Source organism: Levilactobacillus suantsaii, from assembly GCF_014069315.1.
GTDB classification, from domain to species: Bacteria; Bacillota; Bacilli; order Lactobacillales; family Lactobacillaceae; genus Levilactobacillus; species Levilactobacillus suantsaii.
Genome location: NZ_CP059603.1, coordinates 550,269 through 568,270, shown reverse-complemented (window position 1 = coordinate 568,270; position 18,002 = coordinate 550,269). Strand labels below are relative to the sequence as shown.

The window sequence follows — 18,002 nt, the reverse complement described above, 5'->3', positions numbered from 1 at the left end:
ATGGCCGATAACAAGACGACACTCGATAAGCTAAAAAAATACCCGCTGGCGTCTGATTTGGACGATGACGAGTATCTGCAGCAGCTTATCAATGATTCATGGGTAACTGTGCAAGATGACCACATCAAACCTATTAAGCAAGAAGAGGCCAACCGCCTGCTGGTGCTTAGTGAGCTGTATGTGGATACCTTGGTGGCTAACGGCGGCGTTCAGTCTGCCAGCCATTTAGGTGAATCTCAGACCATGTTTGACTGGTCTAAGGGCAACGATCCGTACATGTTGCGGTACCAAGCCTTGGTTGATCAATTCGGACGTAGTTATCACCGTGGCCGGGCATTCAGTCGGGATTGAGGTGGTTAGGTGGCAAGCTTTAATCACATTTCAGAGTGGGTTGAGCGATCTAAACGGCTTAATCAAATGGATTTGATTGTTGGCGTCCCCATCGATAATTCGTTCTTACAGATGGTTGCCCGGGTCAATGAACATGGCATGGTGATTCATGCTAAAAAGTCATTTTTGACCATTCCCACGGCTGCAGCCAAGGGACGAAAGCCAAGTGAGATACCTGGCCTGTTCCAACCTAAGGGTGCTCACAATCACGTCCTAGTGGTCGCCGACAAGTCGGTCCCATACGGCATGACTATCATGTTCGTACTCAAAGAGAGTGTTCGGATTCCACCAAGACGGTTTCTGAATATTGCCTTTGAACGCAATCATGATGAGTGGGGGCAACTTGTGGCCGATGGCTTTCTTCGAGTTATGGACGGCAAGCTATCCCCAGAAAGTCTTGAAAATCAGCTAGGGCGAAGAATATCAAATGATATCAAGAAAACTATCCGTGACCTGCACACGCCGCATAACGCGTCGCTCACTGTTGACCGTAAGGGATTCGATGATCCGCTACAGGACACAGGAAAATTAATTGGGTCAATCACATGGACCCGTGAAAGGAAGCTATAAAAAATGGCTCAAAAATTAGCGATTTACAAGAAGGGTGAAACGACACCCTTAGCAACTGGTGATCCATCTGAAAAGGTATCCGTAACTGGATTAGCAGCAGGCACGGTCGTTGCCAATGGTGATTATCAAGCCGCCGTTATTGATGATACTAATGCCGAAAATCCATCAGGTAAGGTTGATGTACCAGGATGGACGGTGCTAAAAAAAACTGAACCAGAGCTAACTAACGTAAAGGCTACGGCAACGGAAGATGGAGCAGATGTCACCGCTGACGTAACTAATGCCTAATTTTCAAAACCTGAATACTTTTCACTATATGTTTGACCGCAACAAAGAACCGCTGACAATCACACCATATCTTGGTAATGATGGTAGCGACCCGTTAGGAATAGGTGGTCAGTCGTGGGGAACACCGCGTGATGTGGTTGAACCCCTCACAACAACATCTAATCCAGCTATTACATACCAGCAAGGCTCTGGTGGTGAGATGGAAGTTAGCATTTTGGTCTGGTCTTCACGTACATCGGGGTACAAGAAGGGCACCAAGGTTTTTCGGAAAAACACGGGTGAAACGTATGAGGTAACTGGTGTAGCGCCATTGACGCATAGCCAGCTGACTTATTACACGCTTCAACGGAATGGAGATGGTAATGATGAACAACCGACAAACGGTGACAGCTCTGGTAACGGAGCTGAACAAGTATCCAATGAACCAGGGGGAGAAGATCCCTTGGGTCTATGAGAAGGTGATTGACGAAAAACGTCAGTTGCCTTTTTTTAGTTGGACGATTGCCAATGTTCATCAACGAAGCACCTTTAAGCACGTAGGTGAACCATTTCTTAAGGTTATTCAGTTAAAGGTCCACTGTGATGACCCACTGGAAGCTAGCGATCGCATCGAATGGTTGCAAAACGTCTTAGGTTCCATGCAACCACAGGTCGACTTGGCCCAGCAGGGCATTTCAATTGTGGAAGTGAGTGACCCTGAGCCACTTGACGAAGATTGGACGATCGCTGTTGAAAATCAGGTTGGTGTCACAGTCACGCTGATGATCAACCCTGACTATCGTGATCAGACACAAGTGGGCGAGCTCGATTCCGTTGAACCGAATATCAAGATTACAAAGGAGGAATCATAAACAATGCCTATTGCAAAGATTATTAAGCAGCCCTCGGATTTAATCACAACTACGACGGTTGCCCCACTTAATACGGGATCGGATACTGCAGCCGTTGCTTTGCTACGCCGGGGAACTGACGCAACCGAAAGCGTGCTGCTAGTTCATGATCCAGAAGAAATGCCAGATGCGGGTTTTGATGAAACAACTGAGGAATATGCGCTTGTCGAAGCAATGTTTGATGTTAAGAATTTCGAAGGTCCAGTTATGATTGGCACTTATCCAAACACCGATGTCATTAGTCTAAATGACGTCAGCGTGACGCCAACTTCTGATGGTGCGACAGTATCTGCTACTATCTCTGGTGTGCAAAAGTGGTTGGAAGACCATTTAAACGATGGCCCTCGGTGGTTTATTCCGGTTGGGATGACGGATGACGACATCAAAACAGCTGCTGATATTATGTACGTCAATGCACACAGTGAGTTGGTATTGCAGGTCGACAACATTGCTGATTTACAGAAATGGCATGATTACGCGGTTGCAACGCAAACCGATAAGGACAAGCTTGGACACCTGCGGGCAATTGTCGAAAAGAGTGCTGAAAATAAGCCGGCCGCACAAGCAGTGGCTTACGCTTCAACTCTGACATTGCTTGACTGGATGCGGATTGGCAATCTTAGCCAGTTCGTACCAAACGACTGGACCCAAGTTGAACTCGATATGATCGAAAACCTAAATAGTTTGACTGTCGTGAATAAGGCGGATGACCTCATGTTGAGCGCTGACAAAGAGTTAAATGGCAACTACATTGACAACTCTTTCAATGCGCAATTCAACACTGATTTTCTGCGATACCGGATTCAAAAGTGGATGAACAGTAAAAACTTTACCGAGATTACTGATGACAATATCAGTGAACTAGTTACGACCGCACAAGCAGCCGGCGATGACTTGTTCAAACTGGGAACCATCGCTACCGGGGACGATGGCAAGGCCGATTTCCATGTAACGGCCAAGTTACGTTCACAGTTATCTTCTTATGAAATCTCGCACCGTAAGTACAAGTCATTAGATGTTCAGATGGGATTGCCTAACCCATTTGAAAAGGTCTACTTGAACAATGCCATTACACTCTAGGAGGTGGAGCTAAATGATTCAACGCGTTCAACTCGATGACGGGAGTTACTTTGTCCTAAAGGATTCTCGCTTTATTCACGTTTACGTGATTGTTGATGGCACTCCAACGGAACTCAGCGGGTTCCAGTCTGGTGAAGCCGTTAACTGGTCTAAGACTGATAACGATGTCGATGTGGCATCTGACTTTAAGGGCGTTCCACTGGGCCTGATTAATCACTCGAAGTTAGGGCAATTTGTTGCTCACCTTAACGACGGCGCCCCAGCCCATGACATCATCTACAGCTGCTACTACCGGCAGATGAACCACTCTTCCGATGTCGTCCCAACCTTTGGATTTAAGGTCCAGAACGACAATAACGGTGAAGTAGTCAAGTCTTCAGTTTGCTTGATCCAGAAGATGCCGAATGGTTCCGTCTCTAACGGGATCACCACGCGCGACTGGACCTTGCTGGCTTGCCAGTACGAAGATACGTTCGGCAATAACGCGGCTTAATCGGCACTATAGAAGAACTCTGCGGGTCTGCTACGGGCCCGCTTTTTACATACCCATTTTGAAAGGATGGAGATTAATTATGACTGAACAAATGCCAGCACCAAAAGTAGACGTAACCAAGTTAGCGGAGAAGGACGAACACGCAACCATCAAGTATGGGCCGCTCGATGATAAGGGTAACCCCACCAAGTCCAAGGAAGTAACCTTCCGGGACCCTGGCTATGGGGTTCTTATGCAAATTCGGTCTAAGCAAAATGTTGGTGACAACGAACGCGACTTCGGTGAAATGGCCAATCTGATCAACGAAAACGTGATCGTCCACCCACGCTACGCCTTCGCTGACCTTAACAAGTCCGTTTCCAAGAAGGATGAATCCAAGGTGGTCACGCTGGACGGACGTAAGGGCAAGAAAGTTCAAATTCTGATGAAATTTCCGGGGTATCGGGAAGCCATTAACCTTGTTACTGATATCCGTGGTGCTAATGGCGCCGACATGTCACTAGGCGTACTAAACGCACTTGACCAAGATGTTTTTCGTCATGCAGACAAGCCGGACAATCCCTTAGACATTCAGTTCTGGGGCGATAACGGGGGCGGTGTGCAGGCCATCAGCGAGGCGCTTACTTACTTTACCGAAGTCATGGACCGCGAAGGGTACTTGACCATCTTCGGTAAGGCTGTGACGTTTCTGCAACCGCTCTACTAATCACTCGATTTACTACAACTCCGAAGGTGAGTTTGACCAGAAGCGACTAAACGCTGATGTGGATCACCTTTACGAGCTGTATGAGCCGGTGCTTGCTGGCTTGGCTAAGTCAATCGATGAGGTCATGAGCTGGACGCTCGACCAACGAATCTTGATGGGGAATCTGGCTCAACGAATCATCGACGAGCGGACTCAGCAACAAAGTATGGCGGTTCAAATGGGGGCTACGGAGTTCTGGAATGCCCTGCAGAAAGCCAATAGCAGATAGGAGGTGTGCCAATGGCTGGAGAAATTAGACGTGAGGACGTCGCAATCGGCTTTAATATCGACTACCAGAAGTTGGAAAAAGTCGATGCGGGAATCGACAAGATCGTGGATAAACTTGGATCTTTGGGCCATAAGTTTGAACCGGTCAATCAGCAGGTTAAGACTTTTGGCACTACCTTCGTCGATACCATCGATAAGGCTTTGGGCGCCAACAAGAAGCTTGACGCTTCTAATTCCGAGGTCAGCAAGGGAATCCAGAATAATTCTCGTGTGGCCACCACTTTTCGTGACAAGATGGCGAACATCAACTCGGTTACTGACAGCTACACTGCGTCACAAGAGCGGCACTATCATCAAGTCGGCACCGCCATGGATCAGGTCACTAAGCACGCCAGCATCTTAGGCAAGAAGCTACACGACTTGCCGAAGGAAACGACGGCTAAGGTCAGCTTCGACACTAACGGCGTTCAAGCTACTGACCTAACCGGCCAGCTTCACAAGGTCGATAAGTCTATGGACAAGACGGCTAAGAAGAGCCGCCGGCTGCACGACATCATCATGGGGACCTTTGTCGGTACTGCAATTTCTAACGGAATTGCGGGTATCACCAACGGCTTACACGAGGCCGCTCAGGCTGGTATGGAGTACAACAAAGAGCAAGACACGATGAAGACTGTGTGGACGTCCCTGACTACTGAGGCACCTAAGGATGGGAAAAATTTAGTCAAGTACATCAACTCCATGTCTCAGCATTCCATTTATGCCGCTGATGCTCTGAATGAGATGGCTCAGTCCTTCTACCACGTTCATTCAAACGAAAAGGAAACCAAGAACTGGACCAATGATTTCATCGCTTTAGGTTCCACGCTGCACATGTCTAATGACGCACTAGCCGAATCTGGTGAGCAATTTGCAAAGATTGTTGCTGGTGGTAAGGCGTCATCCGAAGATATGGCGGTCATGATCAACCGATTCCCAATGTTCGGTGAAGCCTTGCAGAAGGCGACGGGCAAGTCAATGAAACAGTTGTATGCCATGTCCGCAGCTGGGAAGCTATCGGCTAAACAATTTACTGATACGCTGACCTATCTTGGCAAAAAGTACGAAGGTGGGACTAAAGAGGCCATGACTTCATTCCTAGGGATGAGCATGTACTTGAAGTCTCGTTTTAGCACTCTAGCCGGGGACGTCATGAAGACCAGCTTCGAAATGGATAAGAAGACGGCCAGCTCCATGCAAGACCTTCTATCTGACAAGATGATGAAAAAGTACGCTAAGGGGATTAGTTCCGCCTTGGGCGTGGTCACAGGCGCCGCGGTTCATATGATTGGGTACCTTGATAAGCACAAAGACACCGTCATTGACGTGTTGGGGACCACGGGGGATATTGCTGGCGTTTTCGGTAAGGAAGTTTGGTCTGACACAGTCGATATCTTAGATGATATCGGCTCTGCATTCGGATTAGTCGATAAAAACGGGCAAGCCGCTAAGGACCCACTGGAGCAAATCGATGACCTGCTAAAGGGTATCGACAAGCATAAAGAGGGCATTCGAATCGCCGCTAAGCTGATGGTCGGATTCTTTGCCATCAAGAAGGCGACCGAGTTCGTCAAACTGCTCAAGGAAGTCAACACCCAGCTTAAAATTTCAGCGGCTCTAAACGCTATTGGTTCGTTCGGTGGTTCAAAGACGCCTAAGGGGACGCCTGAAATTCCTGCCGAAATTCCTACCGGGTCAGCGCCTAAAGCCGAGGCATCGGCTGGTGGTGGATTGCTGACCAAAGGAAAAGGGCTGCTAAGCGGTGCGGCTGGATTGGTTAAAGGCAGTTTGATTGCCGCAGGAGTTACCACAATCATCGACCGGCTTCCATCAGCGATTGCTGGGCAGGCCAAGGGGGTTAAAGAAGCTTCACAGGGTAAAGATGTCAGCAAGTCGACGAAGAAACAGTTTCTAGGCGGCGTCGGTTCTGACGAGTGGATTGGGAACAAACTTGGGTCTCTCTGGAAATGGGCCACCACGACCCGATACCCAGAAGGCCAAGGCCCTAAGAAGGCCACCCCAAAGAAAGAAACCACGAAGTCGAACCCCTACAGCGGTGTATCCAAGGACACTAAATCTTTCCTGAAATCTACACGCTCACAGATCAAGACGGCCACCAACGGGTACCTAGACATCATGGCGACGGGGTCGAAGAAAGCTATCTCCAAGAATAAAACCACTTACTCCCAGCTGCTTGCCAACGTGGACAAGTATGCCGGATCACAGAAAAAGTCGGCTGATGGCAGTGTGAACTATCTTCGTAAAATCGGGGCCATTACGGCTACAGAGCAAACTAAAGCCCTGCAGAAAGAAGACTCCGGGTCTGCCAAACGGGTCGCCAGTGTCAAGAAAACCATTGCTCAAATCGAACGTGATGAGAAGAATGGCGGAGGCAAGCGAAGTCAGCTGGTTGCTAAACTTGACGGCCAACTCCTTCGACTGACTGACACCGGTGCGAAGAATCAGCGCAAAATTTACAAGCAATTGCACGATGGCGTGACGTCACTGACTTCTAAGCAGTACTCAGCGGTTATGAAGAAGAGCCGCCAGGCACGGACTAGCACTGTCACGGACGCTCGTAAGCAGTACGACGCTCAGATATCGAGCGCTAGCAAGACTTACAGCAAAACACTGAAGTCCGCCAAGGCTACTTACGGTGTCCATTCCGACATGTACAAGAAGATTAAGAAGTACGCCGACCAGCAGTACACCGATACGACTAGCGCTGCTCATCAGCAGTACAAGGACACGGTCAAGTGGGCGAATAAATCCGAAAAGGCCGTCGAACTAGCCGCTGCTAATGCAGCTGGCGGCGTCTACGGAATTATGGGCGTCATGTCCGACAACATCACGATTCTTGGCAAACAGCTTGCCACGGCGGTTGGTGGGACTTGGCACAAGCCTAAGACCAATGATCAAGCGATTCATGATAACACCGACCCTGCTGGGAACTTAGCCAAGGGTGCTAGGAAGCTCCAAGGCAAGACGACCGTGCTCAAGAGTGGGCAGGCAGGAATTCAAATGCCTGACCCACTTACTGGTCACGCGTCTGGTGGTTCAATCGCAAAGCCGGGTATGGCCATGGTGGCCGAGGCCGGTACTGAAATCGGGTACGATTCTCGCTCTGGGAAGTATCAGATTTTCGACCACGGACCGCAGCTGGTGCACCTCACGGCTGGTATGCACATCATGAATCATCGTGACAGCATGAAAGCTATGCGTGGTGGCCTCGGACGAGGCCGGATTCTACCGGGCTATGCCAAGGGGACTGGGTCTGTTGGCGCTGCTTCTGTAGCTACGACAGTCAAGGTGAAGTGCGTCAATGACGCTACCATGAAGAATACTGAATACAAGACCAAGCGGTCGGCTGATCAGATTGGTACTGATATTGTATCTGGGTATGGTAAGGGTACCAAGGGCGCTCAAAAGAAACTGACTAGTCTTAACAAGAAGTCGAGTCAGATCCTGAAGGACACGAAGAATGGAACCAATAAGCAAACAGATCTGATTCGCAAGCAAATGATTGCTGATTTTGACGCCGCTCAAAAGGGTGCCGACAAGCAGCTAGCCCAGCTCAAAAATGGTGGGCTCAAAACCATGGGCAAATTGCAGGATGGCATGGCTAAGGCAGACCAGACCATCGTTTCAGACTTCGGCAATAACTTCGGCAAGTTACCAGGGCTAGCTAAGTCTGCTATGAAGGGCGCTATTACGTCCTTGAATGGTGGTTTTACGGGAATCGACTCGGCCCTGTCCCAATTTGGTGGGAACAAGCAGGTTCTGCGACCAATCCACTACGCAACCGGGTCTAATGGCCCGATTGACAGTGACCAGCTTGCCGTCCTCAACGATGCGTCGGTTGGGCCGCGGCAAGAGCTTGTCGGTCGTGGCAGTCAACTGCTACGGCCTGTCGGTGATAACGTCGCCGTTCACTTAAAGAAGGGTGACGAGGTCTTCAACGGAACACAAGTAGAGCGCGCCAAGTCTTACCTGCCGCACTTTAAGAAAGGAACCGGTGCTAGTGATAGCAAACTGCGTTCACTGGCCTCTAGCAACGCCTCAGCCCCATCTAAAGCGTTTAGCCAAGAGTTCACTGTCAACGTCAAAGCGAATGGCGCTAACTTGCAGAAAGGTTTGACCTCTACAGCTAGTGCTGGTGCTAAGACGATCGGCGTTCCTTGGGAGAATGCGATGTGGGGCTACATCGAGTCACTGATCAATTCTGGTGGTGGCGTCGGTGGCGGCCCTGTGCTTCATTCTCCCGGTTCCGGTTGGATGAAAACGTCCGGATTCGGGAATCGTGGTGCTGTCGGTGGTGGGTTCAGCAGCCATGACGGGAACGACTTTTCGGGTGCTAAGGTGGTCCATGCCATGCAAGACGCTGTCGTCACCCGAGTTGGTGGCGCACCTAGCGGCTGGGGTGGTAGTGACGGGATTGGTGAGTCTGTCGCGACTAAAGGCGGCAACCTCAGTCTTATCTACCAAGAGCTTAACGGCAAGAGCAATTCCGGCGCGACTATTCTTGTCCACAAGGGTGAGCACGTCAAGCAAGGCCAAGCAATCGCCAAACTAGGGCCTAGTGGCACTCACGTCCACGTCGGGGCTTCCACTGAGGGGCTTTGGTCTCACGGTGGGGATTCAACACGTGGTTGGTTGGATGTCACCAAGCTACACAGCAGCTTTGGCAATTCGGAAAGTAAGAAATCTAAGGATAAGCCGAAGGTAAGCAAGGCCATGACTTCGCTGGTCAAGTCCCAACTGGGGCCAACAGCAGTCAAGTGGATCAAGAAGAACCTTCAAGATTCCATCGGCGATGCTGACATCGGTAACCTGTCTGGAAGCATGATGCATCGGGCTAAAGCTTTAGCAGCTGCCATCAAGAAGATGTACGGTTCTGCAACTAACGCCGGAATCGCCGCTGTGCTGGGAAGCTGGGAGTTTGAGTCCGGCTTGAACCCATCAGCGGTTAATCCCAGTGGTGGTGCGTCTGGCCTGGGCCAATGGCTCGGTGGACGTAAGACGGCCTTAATCAACTACTCGAAACGCCATGGCAAAAACTGGAAGTCTGCGGAAGCTCAGCTGGAATTCGCCCTTAAAGGCGATGGCTCTGATAGCTCTGTCTTGAAGAGCGTTTTACGCGGTTCTGGGTCCGTAGCGTCCTTAGCTAACAAGTTCTCATCACAGTGGGAACGTGGGGGCTACAACGCACAACACGTCGCAGGAGCCCGCAAGATTGAGGCCGCTTTGCATGATGAAGGTGGCTGGTCTAAGAAGGGGAAGCTCAACATCTTCGGTGAAAAATCCAAAGAGGTTACCATTAACCCTCGTAAGGCTAGCGCTGATGGACTTATCGACAGTGCCATTAAGGCCCGTTCAAAGGTCGATGGTAGCGGCTTGGCTGGAACCCTTAACCAGGTTTTAAGCTCTAAGCCTGCCAGTCGAGTTCAGCCAGCTAAGGTGGCCGGTTCCGCCGGCGGCCGAAATGTCACTATCAAGATGACCAATCACATCAAAATTGAAGGGGCTGGCGATGACTCGGCCATTAAGAAGTCAGTTGAAGCTGGCTTGCAAAGCGGTAGTGAAAAAATGATTGACATGGTTCGTCGAGTAATCGGCACTGACCAGGGCCGGGAAGGATTCGTGATCTAATGGTGAACATCACTTTAAAAAAGAACGTTTCCAGCTCGGTTGATAACGCAATTCGACGTTATCTTAATGTCCCGGGCCACAAGTTGGTTCGCTTTAAAACGGACCAAATTGCACCGGACCAGCTTACAGATAAGCAGCTTACTAGCGAGTACAACAAGAATAAAAAGAAGGTGAAGACTGATGCGACAGGCATTAAGAATACCCAAACCACGATTACCAAGCAGCAAGCGGTAATCGATAAGGCTGATGATTTTCTGTCTAAGCAAAATGGCTATAAGACCCGTAAGGCAGCGTATGACCATGCTGATAAGACGGTGGCCGACCTTCAAAAACAGTTGGCCAAGGCCAAAACTGCTAAGGATAAAAAATCTATCACCGCTAAGATTAAGGATGCCAAGAAAGACCAGACGGCGGCCTACAAGGATTTGAAAAAGGTAACGAGTTCAAAATCCTATCAGGCCAAACTTAGCGAGCAGAGTAAGGCTCGGAGAGCCTTGAAAAACGCCAAGAAAAAACTGGCCAATCTTAAATCCAAGAAGAAAAAGGATAAGGCCGCATACAACGTCTACAAGAAAGAGAAGGCCAAGCGTGCCGCGGCGGCCAAACGCAAGAAACAGAAGGCCAATCTTTCTAAAATTAAGTCAAAAATCAAAGCACACAAAAAACAACCGCTCGTCGGGCAAACTGCGCTGTATCGCGCAGACCTGATGAGTTCGGTTGTTTATTTTTTGGGTGAAGTTCAACCGACGGAAACAGATACCAACGAAGTGACTTCGATCGGTGTCGACAATTCGGACCCACGGGCCGGTAAGTCAACACGGACAAGCAAAGAGCTATCCGGGACTTACTGGCTTTTTGGCAAGAGCTATGCGGCGGCCTGCAAGCAATTTAATGCGATCCAGAAGTTACAACGACTGGACACTGAGTTTGTGATCAAGGGTTTCTCCAACTGGAATCACGTCAAAATTTCCTCAATCAGTAAGACAGTCTCAGGACTCGCCCGTTCCAATGCCTTAGAGCTTAGTATCACTTTTGAGTACGTCAAACAGGGGAGAATCCTGTATGGCAAGGCTAAGAAGAAGACTAAGAAAAAGGGCGCCGTCAAGAGCACTAAGAAGAAGGGCTCCGACAAAGGGAAGTATAAGTCTTATACGGTCAAGTCCGGTGACACGTACTGGGGGCTTGCTCAGAAGAACCACACGACCGTGGCCACCTTGACTAAGCTCAATGGGTCACGGTTTAAGACAATGTTCCCTGGTCACAAGCTAAAAATCCCAAAGTAGGAGGCGATTAGATGCCAAAGCATGAAACGATCGAATTTGACCTAAGCAGCTTGCCAAGTCGAATCCAAGTGGACTTTGAAAATGTCAGCGCGGAGCTCACTCTGCAGTATAGCGAGCTCTCACAGACCTTCACGGTCGATTATGAGGACCTTGACGACGATACCCATAAGATCATGGGCGAGCCGCTCACTTACGGCGTCCCGCTTTGGTACTGGGCCTCTTACGATTGGCTGCCGGTCGAACGGCTAGTCCCGATGGACGAATCCGGCTTGGAGTCCTCAGTGACTAAGGGCAACCTCCAAAAGACGGTTTTCGTCATGGACCAGGATAGTGTTTATGAGAGCGGTGATGGTAATGGGTCTTAAAGTCACCAATCCCAAGGGGAAGACCTGGTACGGGGCGAAGGTGGAAGTTGATCTGGTACTTAAATCCGGTACCTATCGATTCACTAATTTCCACCCCAAAGGGTACGGCGTCCAGATCACCGGTGAAATCAGCGGCGGCGATGGGGGAACTCCAGCCACCAACACGTTCAACATTTATAACCTATCGAAGGCTCACCAGAACCTCTTCAAGTCTAAGGAGCACGTGATCGTGAAAGCTGGTGGGTATGACCTCTTCGGCATCATTGGCGCTGGAAATATTACCAAGGTTGCTCCTGCGGTCCGCGATGGTGAGGACACTTACATTGCCATCACGTTCGTAGCTGGAAAGGATTACGCCAAAAACAAGAAAATTTACAATCCCTATTCTGGCAGTAAGAAAGTCAAGCACTCTTACAAGACCAAGAGTGGGCGAACTATTACATGGACCACCACGAAAAAGAAGAACATCAATTTACGCTTTAAAAATGGGGTTAAAGCCAAGACGATTATCCAGCGAATCTCGCGTGAGGCGGGCATTCCTATCGCCGCCCTGCACCTCAAAAAGAACAAAGTGTACAAGAAGGGGTATCGGCTGTCCAGCAAGCCAGAGACGGCCATCAAGGCCATTGTCAAGGACTGCGGCAGCCGTTTCCAGTATCGGATGGACGACATCGTAATTGACTACGACGAGAAGCCGAAACTGTGGCAAACGCACCTGTATCTGACTCTTAAAGATGGTCTGGTCAACATGCCGACTATTTCTGACGAGGACGGGAAGAAAGCAACCTGGACGGTGGTGACCTACCTTAATCCGCTGGTGGCTAACGGGTCCGTTTTCTATGTGGCCGAAAACATCAAGAGCTTGGTGCGGGTCAAGAACTACACGCACAGCTTGGATGATATGCAAACGACTTGTGAAGTGGAGGCGGTTTAGATGAGTAAAGATAGAAACGACGCTTTAAAGCTGCTAGTCGATGAACTGCTTCCATACTTTCAAGCCGACGTTCATAGTCATATGAAAGGAAAAGTGGTCTCCATCAAAAGTGGGAGTCCCATGTATGCAGACGTCCAGCCATTGCCGGAACAGTCTGACGGTGAGATCCGTGCTATCTATGGTAACTGCCTAGTCTTGGCCAGTGCAGCCGAATATCTCAAAGATGGCAAACCCACAAAGCTAAAGCGTGGGGACATCGTCGAGGTAGCGTTTGATGACCGGGACCAAGATAATTTTGACGGCGGTTCTGGTAGCTACAGCCTAGCCAGCCGTCGAATGCACAGCGAAAACGACGGAATAATCATGGGGGTGATCCGATGAGTATGGATATAGCGACTGACGAAACCGGTGATGTGATCATTGACCCAGAAACCGGCGACTTTGTCATGGTTGATGATGCAGACCAAGCTGTGGCCACCAACATTGCTTTAGGCACCAACGAGGGCGAACTATCTTGGAACCCCGATTTTGGTCTTAATCATCTCCACGTCATTGAAAACTTGGATGACATACCGAGCTTAGAAGCTGAGATTGAAGACTATCTCGAATCTCAATTTGATAATTTTGTTAGTGCTGAGATCAAAGACATTAAGCGTAATGGGCGTACGGCAACGGTCGACTTAGCCGTTACTTATTTGGATGATTCTGGCGAAGAAACAACGGTAACCGCAGGAACGGAGGTGGATAACATTGGGACTGACTGATAAAGGATTTGACCGGGAAGAGCTGGACGACATCCGCGAGGGCGTTAACCAGCGTTTTAAAGAATCCCTAGGCGATAGTCTGGCCACCGATGATGCTCACCGATTTGGCCAGTTTGCTGGGGCTATTTCGGTAGGCAAGAACCTCGTCGAACAGTTGGCTGAGCTAACTTACAACTCACCTTACACGCTACGCGGACGGGACCAAGACTTAGATATCAGTGGATCAGACATCGGAGTTTCTCGGACGCCCGCGACGGCTGCTACCGTTTACCTGCAGATTGATGCTGATCCAGATACCGTAATTCCCGAAGGAACTCAGTACAGCACGGCTGATGGGGTCGTCTTCAATACACTCGATGAAGCAAAGGTCCCTGGGGTAGCTACCGTAAAGGACGACACTGGGGCTGACGTTCCACTGACGGATGACGACGGCAACGAGATTGGTCGGGTGACCGTACAGGCCCAGGCAAATGAACCGGGAGTGAGTGGCAACGTTAGCGCCGGAACCATCACGGATGAAGGCGGTAGTGATGGTACCGAGGGAATTGCGGGAGTTGTTCGGGTGACTAACCCAGAGGCCGCAACTGGCGGTGAGGAGATTGAGTCAGAGGTTAATTATCGGGCTCGCATCTTTGAGAATAAGCTGTCTAAGTCCGACTCTACCGAGGACGGTATCAAGACCAAGGTTGAAAACGTCACCGGGGTTATCCAGTGTAAGGTCACGGCTAACGACGAGCTGACGACCGATGCTGATGGAAACCCGCCTAAGACCACTCATGTCTATGTGATTGGTGGCTCTGACCAAGATGTGGCTGAGGCCATTTTTCACGCGGTCGGGCTGCCCGGACATACCTACGGAGAAGTGTCGAAGACTGTCTTAAACGCCTCCGGACAGGAGCGCACGGTTAACTTCTCTCGGGCCAAACAGCAGACGTTATACGTGCAGATCCGTATCAAGACGACTGATGGCTTTGACACGGACAACGGGATCACGGATCTAAAAAATAAGGTCGTCGAATACGACCGGACACTTAACATGGGCGACCCCTTGCTGTACTCAAAGCTCTTTGAGTACCTGTGGCAGGTCTCAGGATTATCTAGTATCGATATAACCGTCGGAACGGATAAGGGCCGCCTTAGCGCTTGGAAACGTCACTGTCGACGCCTACACGCTAGCTTATATCACAACCAACGACATCGAGGTGATTGTTGATGACGGATAAGCAATGGCTGCAGTTCTGGGTTGACCAGGGATTAGATGACGACACAATTCGTCAGCTGATTATCACGGCTCTTCCCGGAATGGCTAATCAAAGCCCCGACAGTAATAACCAGGCAATTTTGGGCGTTATTGCCGACTTGATCATTGACGAGGTCGATGAGTTCAGGAAGATCTACGAGTCTCGAAGTCTTGATCGGGCCAAGGGCGGTATCTTAGATGATATCGCTGCTGACTGGGGTGTAAGTCGCATCGATAATGATGATGATTTTCTCCGCTTCCAAATTCGATTAGCTAAGATGCTCAGTCGCATCGGAGTTACTGAGGACGACATCATCAGTCTGATCGCCTTTATCCTACAGGCTGACCCGACTGAGTTTGATGTAATCACTGACCCAGATCAACTAGGTGGTGATCCGGAAGCAGTGAGATTTACTAATATTCCAAACCGTTATAGTAAGTCTGCTCGCAAAAAGAACCTTCTGGTTAAAGCACTAGAGTCAGCCGTTATGCCAGAAGTAAAAATTGTTAGCGTTGACTTTCAAGCTGTCGCTAGCCAGATGCTATACGTGGCCACAGCCACTAAAAAGGAGCGGTCTCACTTCGCTGTCATGGATAGCATGAGAGACCGCACGCACACTACGGATGATAATACGACCGTGGCCACAGTCACTCAGCGACAGCGGCTTCACCAAGTCTCTAAGGAGGGATAAAAGTGCAATTTGATACTACCTATTTGACCGAAGCTGGTCGATCACTAGCAACGGGCACACTTGGGGGCTTGGATAAAATCCAGTTCCCCCGAGCAGTGGCCTCAAGCCATGATTACTCAGCTACTCCGGTCAACGATTTAAAAAAGCTCACATCAATTGAAGATGTGCAGCAGACAGTCGAATACTCACGAATTATTAAGAAGGATGACACTACCTTGACTATGCGGGTAGACTTTCCGTCTAAAGATGTGACGACGGCATACAGTCTCTATACAGTCGGCTTTTATGCACGACCAGAAAACGGGGATGAAATTCTGTATGGAGTACTGCCAAGCTCTCTACCAGACTACATCGCTGCATATGACGGTAAGTCCAACTTAAATGATTCATTCCAGACTGATACAACGGTGAGCGATGCCGATAATGTTTTGATTACTGTCAGTCAGGCTGGTTCACTTAATGAAGCCGACCTTGATGCAATCTTTGCATCAAAACACATTGCAACTATTGATGATATCAAGGCTAACATTCCTGCCACCGTCATTGATGGCAGTAAGCCAGCGGATTTCAAGGAATCCGTCACGCTGGAAAAGGGTGCGGTGGACGGTGAAGGCAATGCCATTGCGACCAGCAAGGATGTCTCCGATGGCGACGCCACGACACTCACGTCGGCGAAGGACTACGCAGACACGAAGATTAGTGGCAAAGCTGACGATAGTACGGTTGTGCACACGGCGGATATGCGCAAACCAGCCAATCAAGTTGCCAGCATTGATGAGGTTAACGTTAAAGCTGACGATAGTAAAGTAGTTCATGATAACCATGACAACACAATTACAGTGAACGGAACTTCTTACGACTTACCAAAATCAGGTCTTACTTCTTTACAACTTGTTGATGGGGGGTCATTTAATGATTTACCTTTGGGAACTATTCTTGCAAATGGCCATTTAATGACGGATGGCCCAGATAACACTCACAGTTTTACTACAACGACTTTTTATTTCTCACAATGGAACGGCCGTAAAGCACAAATTGCCATTGCTGATAATGCAAGCTCAATGTTTCTTAGAATATTTAATGCCGGCGCATGGACAAGTTGGGCTAAACTTGCTGACGATTCCAAAGTTGTCCATACCGCCGATATGCGTAAACCAGCCAGTGATGTAGCGGGTATAGAAGAAGTTAATGCTAAGCAAGATAAGTTGGATTACACACCCGCTAACGCCGCTAACGTGGTTGACCGCAATCCGGATACTGGCGTTGTTTCTACACCTACTGACTTCACCAAGCTCACTGTGAATGGAGGTAAATCAGTCGCTACCCGCGACGATTTGAAAAGCCTTGAAGCAAGCGCTTGGCATACAATAACTGGTAAAAGTGATTCGCTATCTGCATATACTTGCATGTACAGAAAAAATAACGAGCAAAAATATGTTGATTTGGTGTTATATGGAATAATGGGAATTGCAAAAAATGTTTATTTAAATAAACCAGACACCCAGACAGAATTATTAGATTTAAAAAATATTGTTAGCACCCCCAAAAATGTTAGAGGAATGATAGCATGTGCTTCACCTAATTCATCTGGTGGTGGTGCCACTTATGATTTAGAAATATCAGGCACAAAGTTAAAATTTGCTTGGAGTGACCACAACGTGTTATCAACAGGTAAAACAGTGGTAAGTGCAAATGATGATGGCGACCTATTTATGAGAATAACGTTTGACTAACTATTTTATTAATATGTAAAGGAGAAGTTATAATGCCAATTTATTACGTAAAACCAGATTCAGATAACCAATTTCCAGACAAGGACACTGCGCCCGTACTTGAGCCAGCAGATGGCTTACGAGCGGTGAATATCCCGACCACCTCGATTCAATATTTCACTCGCTACTGGTGGATGTACGCATTCAAGAGTGATGATTCGCAAGAAGTCACAGCTCCGGGGAACTTACCCAATTTGGATATTGACTACCTGCAAGGATTGATTGACCAAGAAGGTGAAACTATTCAAGGCTTGCAAACAGCGCTGGGGAGTGCCACAAAGGCTCAAGTAGAAGCCCAGCAGCAATTCGTTACTACGCAAGAGCAATTTCAAAAGCAATTTGTCAGCCTGTCACAGCAAATTGTGGCAGTGCAAAAGCAAATCGCAGCCAAGGCAGAATAGGAGGAATCATTATGGGAAATAATCCATTTTCAGCACCAAGCATTGAAGATGCTAAGTTGTATGCTTCATGGGGCCTAGACATTAGCTACATGGTCAACTGGTGCATCACACCAGAACAGTACAAGGAGCTGACAGGTAAGGATTACACGGCACCGACGACGGATACCACAACCGCCTAG

The 18,002-nt window shown here is 48.9% G+C and carries 20 protein-coding genes; all 20 read left to right on the top strand.

The features are described from left to right. Positions 1 to 351 carry a hypothetical protein gene (locus H3M12_RS02610; protein ID WP_182150891.1) on the top strand — a complete coding sequence of 117 codons (351 nt, stop codon included), beginning with the start codon at positions 1 to 3 and terminating at the stop codon, positions 349 to 351. 9 nt (positions 352 to 360) lie between these two features. Then, positions 361 to 960 carry a hypothetical protein gene (locus H3M12_RS02605; protein ID WP_129033044.1) on the top strand — a complete coding sequence of 200 codons (600 nt, stop codon included), beginning with the start codon at positions 361 to 363 and terminating at the stop codon, positions 958 to 960. Between the two features lie 3 nt (positions 961 to 963). After that, complete coding sequence (locus H3M12_RS02600; RefSeq protein ID WP_129033045.1) at positions 964 to 1,248, top strand: hypothetical protein; 285 nt, start codon at positions 964 to 966, stop codon at positions 1,246 to 1,248. Then, positions 1,241 to 1,702 carry a hypothetical protein gene (locus H3M12_RS02595; protein WP_182150890.1) on the top strand — a complete coding sequence of 154 codons (462 nt, stop codon included), beginning with the start codon at positions 1,241 to 1,243 and terminating at the stop codon, positions 1,700 to 1,702. Before H3M12_RS02600 ends, H3M12_RS02595 begins: the two co-directional genes overlap by 8 nt. After that, positions 1,614 to 2,099, top strand: a complete 486-nt coding sequence (locus H3M12_RS02590; RefSeq protein ID WP_129033046.1) for a phage neck terminator protein — start codon at positions 1,614 to 1,616, stop codon at positions 2,097 to 2,099. Before H3M12_RS02595 ends, H3M12_RS02590 begins: the two co-directional genes overlap by 89 nt. Before the next feature lie 3 nt (positions 2,100 to 2,102). Continuing rightward, positions 2,103 to 3,218 carry a hypothetical protein gene (locus H3M12_RS02585; protein ID WP_129033047.1) on the top strand — a complete coding sequence of 372 codons (1,116 nt, stop codon included), beginning with the start codon at positions 2,103 to 2,105 and terminating at the stop codon, positions 3,216 to 3,218. A 13-nt stretch (positions 3,219 to 3,231) separates the two neighbouring features. Beyond that, the gene (locus tag H3M12_RS02580) at positions 3,232 to 3,711 is read left to right on the top strand and encodes a hypothetical protein (RefSeq protein ID WP_129033048.1); all 480 of its coding nucleotides are present in this window, start codon (positions 3,232 to 3,234) and stop codon (positions 3,709 to 3,711) included. A gap of 79 nt (positions 3,712 to 3,790) precedes the next feature. Then, entirely contained in the window at positions 3,791 to 4,417 is a 627-nt protein-coding gene (locus H3M12_RS02575) for a hypothetical protein (protein ID WP_129033049.1), read from the top strand. Between the two features lie 58 nt (positions 4,418 to 4,475). Further along, on the top strand, positions 4,476 to 4,685 hold the full coding sequence (locus H3M12_RS02570) for a hypothetical protein (RefSeq protein ID WP_182150888.1): 210 nt from the start codon (positions 4,476 to 4,478) through the stop codon (positions 4,683 to 4,685). 11 nt (positions 4,686 to 4,696) lie between these two features. Beyond that, a complete protein-coding gene (locus tag H3M12_RS02565; RefSeq protein WP_182150887.1) occupies positions 4,697 to 10,372 on the top strand; it encodes a phage tail tip lysozyme in 5,676 nt (1,891 codons plus the stop codon). Next, positions 10,372 to 11,655, top strand: coding sequence for a LysM peptidoglycan-binding domain-containing protein (locus H3M12_RS02560; protein WP_129033051.1), 1,284 nt, complete (start codon positions 10,372 to 10,374; stop codon positions 11,653 to 11,655). The genes H3M12_RS02565 and H3M12_RS02560 overlap by 1 nt, the downstream gene beginning before the upstream one ends. Before the next feature lie 11 nt (positions 11,656 to 11,666). Further along, entirely contained in the window at positions 11,667 to 12,020 is a 354-nt protein-coding gene (locus tag H3M12_RS02555; RefSeq protein ID WP_129033052.1) for a phage baseplate plug family protein, read from the top strand. Beyond that, on the top strand, positions 12,010 to 12,954 hold the full coding sequence (locus H3M12_RS02550; protein ID WP_182150885.1) for a hypothetical protein: 945 nt from the start codon (positions 12,010 to 12,012) through the stop codon (positions 12,952 to 12,954). The genes H3M12_RS02555 and H3M12_RS02550 overlap by 11 nt, the downstream gene beginning before the upstream one ends. Further along, the gene (locus H3M12_RS02545; protein WP_129033054.1) at positions 12,955 to 13,335 is read left to right on the top strand and encodes a hypothetical protein; all 381 of its coding nucleotides are present in this window, start codon (positions 12,955 to 12,957) and stop codon (positions 13,333 to 13,335) included. Continuing rightward, positions 13,332 to 13,718, top strand: a complete 387-nt coding sequence (locus H3M12_RS02540) for a hypothetical protein (RefSeq protein WP_129033055.1) — start codon at positions 13,332 to 13,334, stop codon at positions 13,716 to 13,718. Before H3M12_RS02545 ends, H3M12_RS02540 begins: the two co-directional genes overlap by 4 nt. Beyond that, entirely contained in the window at positions 13,705 to 14,931 is a 1,227-nt protein-coding gene (locus tag H3M12_RS02535; RefSeq protein ID WP_182150884.1) for a baseplate J/gp47 family protein, read from the top strand. Before H3M12_RS02540 ends, H3M12_RS02535 begins: the two co-directional genes overlap by 14 nt. Further along, positions 14,931 to 15,650 (top strand): hypothetical protein, encoded by a 720-nt coding sequence (locus H3M12_RS02530; protein WP_129033379.1) that lies wholly within the window; start codon positions 14,931 to 14,933, stop codon positions 15,648 to 15,650. The genes H3M12_RS02535 and H3M12_RS02530 overlap by 1 nt, the downstream gene beginning before the upstream one ends. A gap of 2 nt (positions 15,651 to 15,652) precedes the next feature. Beyond that, positions 15,653 to 17,383, top strand: a complete 1,731-nt coding sequence (locus H3M12_RS02525) for a pyocin knob domain-containing protein (RefSeq protein WP_182150883.1) — start codon at positions 15,653 to 15,655, stop codon at positions 17,381 to 17,383. Between the two features lie 32 nt (positions 17,384 to 17,415). Further along, positions 17,416 to 17,823 (top strand): hypothetical protein, encoded by a 408-nt coding sequence (locus H3M12_RS02520; protein ID WP_129033381.1) that lies wholly within the window; start codon positions 17,416 to 17,418, stop codon positions 17,821 to 17,823. An 11-nt stretch (positions 17,824 to 17,834) separates the two neighbouring features. Next, positions 17,835 to 18,002 carry an XkdX family protein gene (locus H3M12_RS02515; protein WP_129033382.1) on the top strand — a complete coding sequence of 56 codons (168 nt, stop codon included), beginning with the start codon at positions 17,835 to 17,837 and terminating at the stop codon, positions 18,000 to 18,002.

Coding starts and splice junctions, on each gene's coding strand:
- H3M12_RS02610 (WP_182150891.1), top strand. CDS start 1: ATGGCCGATAACAAGACGACACTCGATAAGCTAAAAAAATACCCGCTG.
- H3M12_RS02600 (WP_129033045.1), top strand. CDS start 964: ATGGCTCAAAAATTAGCGATTTACAAGAAGGGTGAAACGACACCCTTA.
- H3M12_RS02595 (WP_182150890.1), top strand. CDS start 1,241: ATGCCTAATTTTCAAAACCTGAATACTTTTCACTATATGTTTGACCGC.
- H3M12_RS02590 (WP_129033046.1), top strand. CDS start 1,614: ATGAACAACCGACAAACGGTGACAGCTCTGGTAACGGAGCTGAACAAG.
- H3M12_RS02585 (WP_129033047.1), top strand. CDS start 2,103: ATGCCTATTGCAAAGATTATTAAGCAGCCCTCGGATTTAATCACAACT.
- H3M12_RS02580 (WP_129033048.1), top strand. CDS start 3,232: ATGATTCAACGCGTTCAACTCGATGACGGGAGTTACTTTGTCCTAAAG.
- H3M12_RS02575 (WP_129033049.1), top strand. CDS start 3,791: ATGACTGAACAAATGCCAGCACCAAAAGTAGACGTAACCAAGTTAGCG.
- H3M12_RS02565 (WP_182150887.1), top strand. CDS start 4,697: ATGGCTGGAGAAATTAGACGTGAGGACGTCGCAATCGGCTTTAATATC.
- H3M12_RS02560 (WP_129033051.1), top strand. CDS start 10,372: ATGGTGAACATCACTTTAAAAAAGAACGTTTCCAGCTCGGTTGATAAC.
- H3M12_RS02555 (WP_129033052.1), top strand. CDS start 11,667: ATGCCAAAGCATGAAACGATCGAATTTGACCTAAGCAGCTTGCCAAGT.
- H3M12_RS02550 (WP_182150885.1), top strand. CDS start 12,010: ATGGGTCTTAAAGTCACCAATCCCAAGGGGAAGACCTGGTACGGGGCG.
- H3M12_RS02545 (WP_129033054.1), top strand. CDS start 12,955: ATGAGTAAAGATAGAAACGACGCTTTAAAGCTGCTAGTCGATGAACTG.
- H3M12_RS02540 (WP_129033055.1), top strand. CDS start 13,332: ATGAGTATGGATATAGCGACTGACGAAACCGGTGATGTGATCATTGAC.
- H3M12_RS02530 (WP_129033379.1), top strand. CDS start 14,931: ATGACGGATAAGCAATGGCTGCAGTTCTGGGTTGACCAGGGATTAGAT.
- H3M12_RS02520 (WP_129033381.1), top strand. CDS start 17,416: ATGCCAATTTATTACGTAAAACCAGATTCAGATAACCAATTTCCAGAC.
- H3M12_RS02515 (WP_129033382.1), top strand. CDS start 17,835: ATGGGAAATAATCCATTTTCAGCACCAAGCATTGAAGATGCTAAGTTG.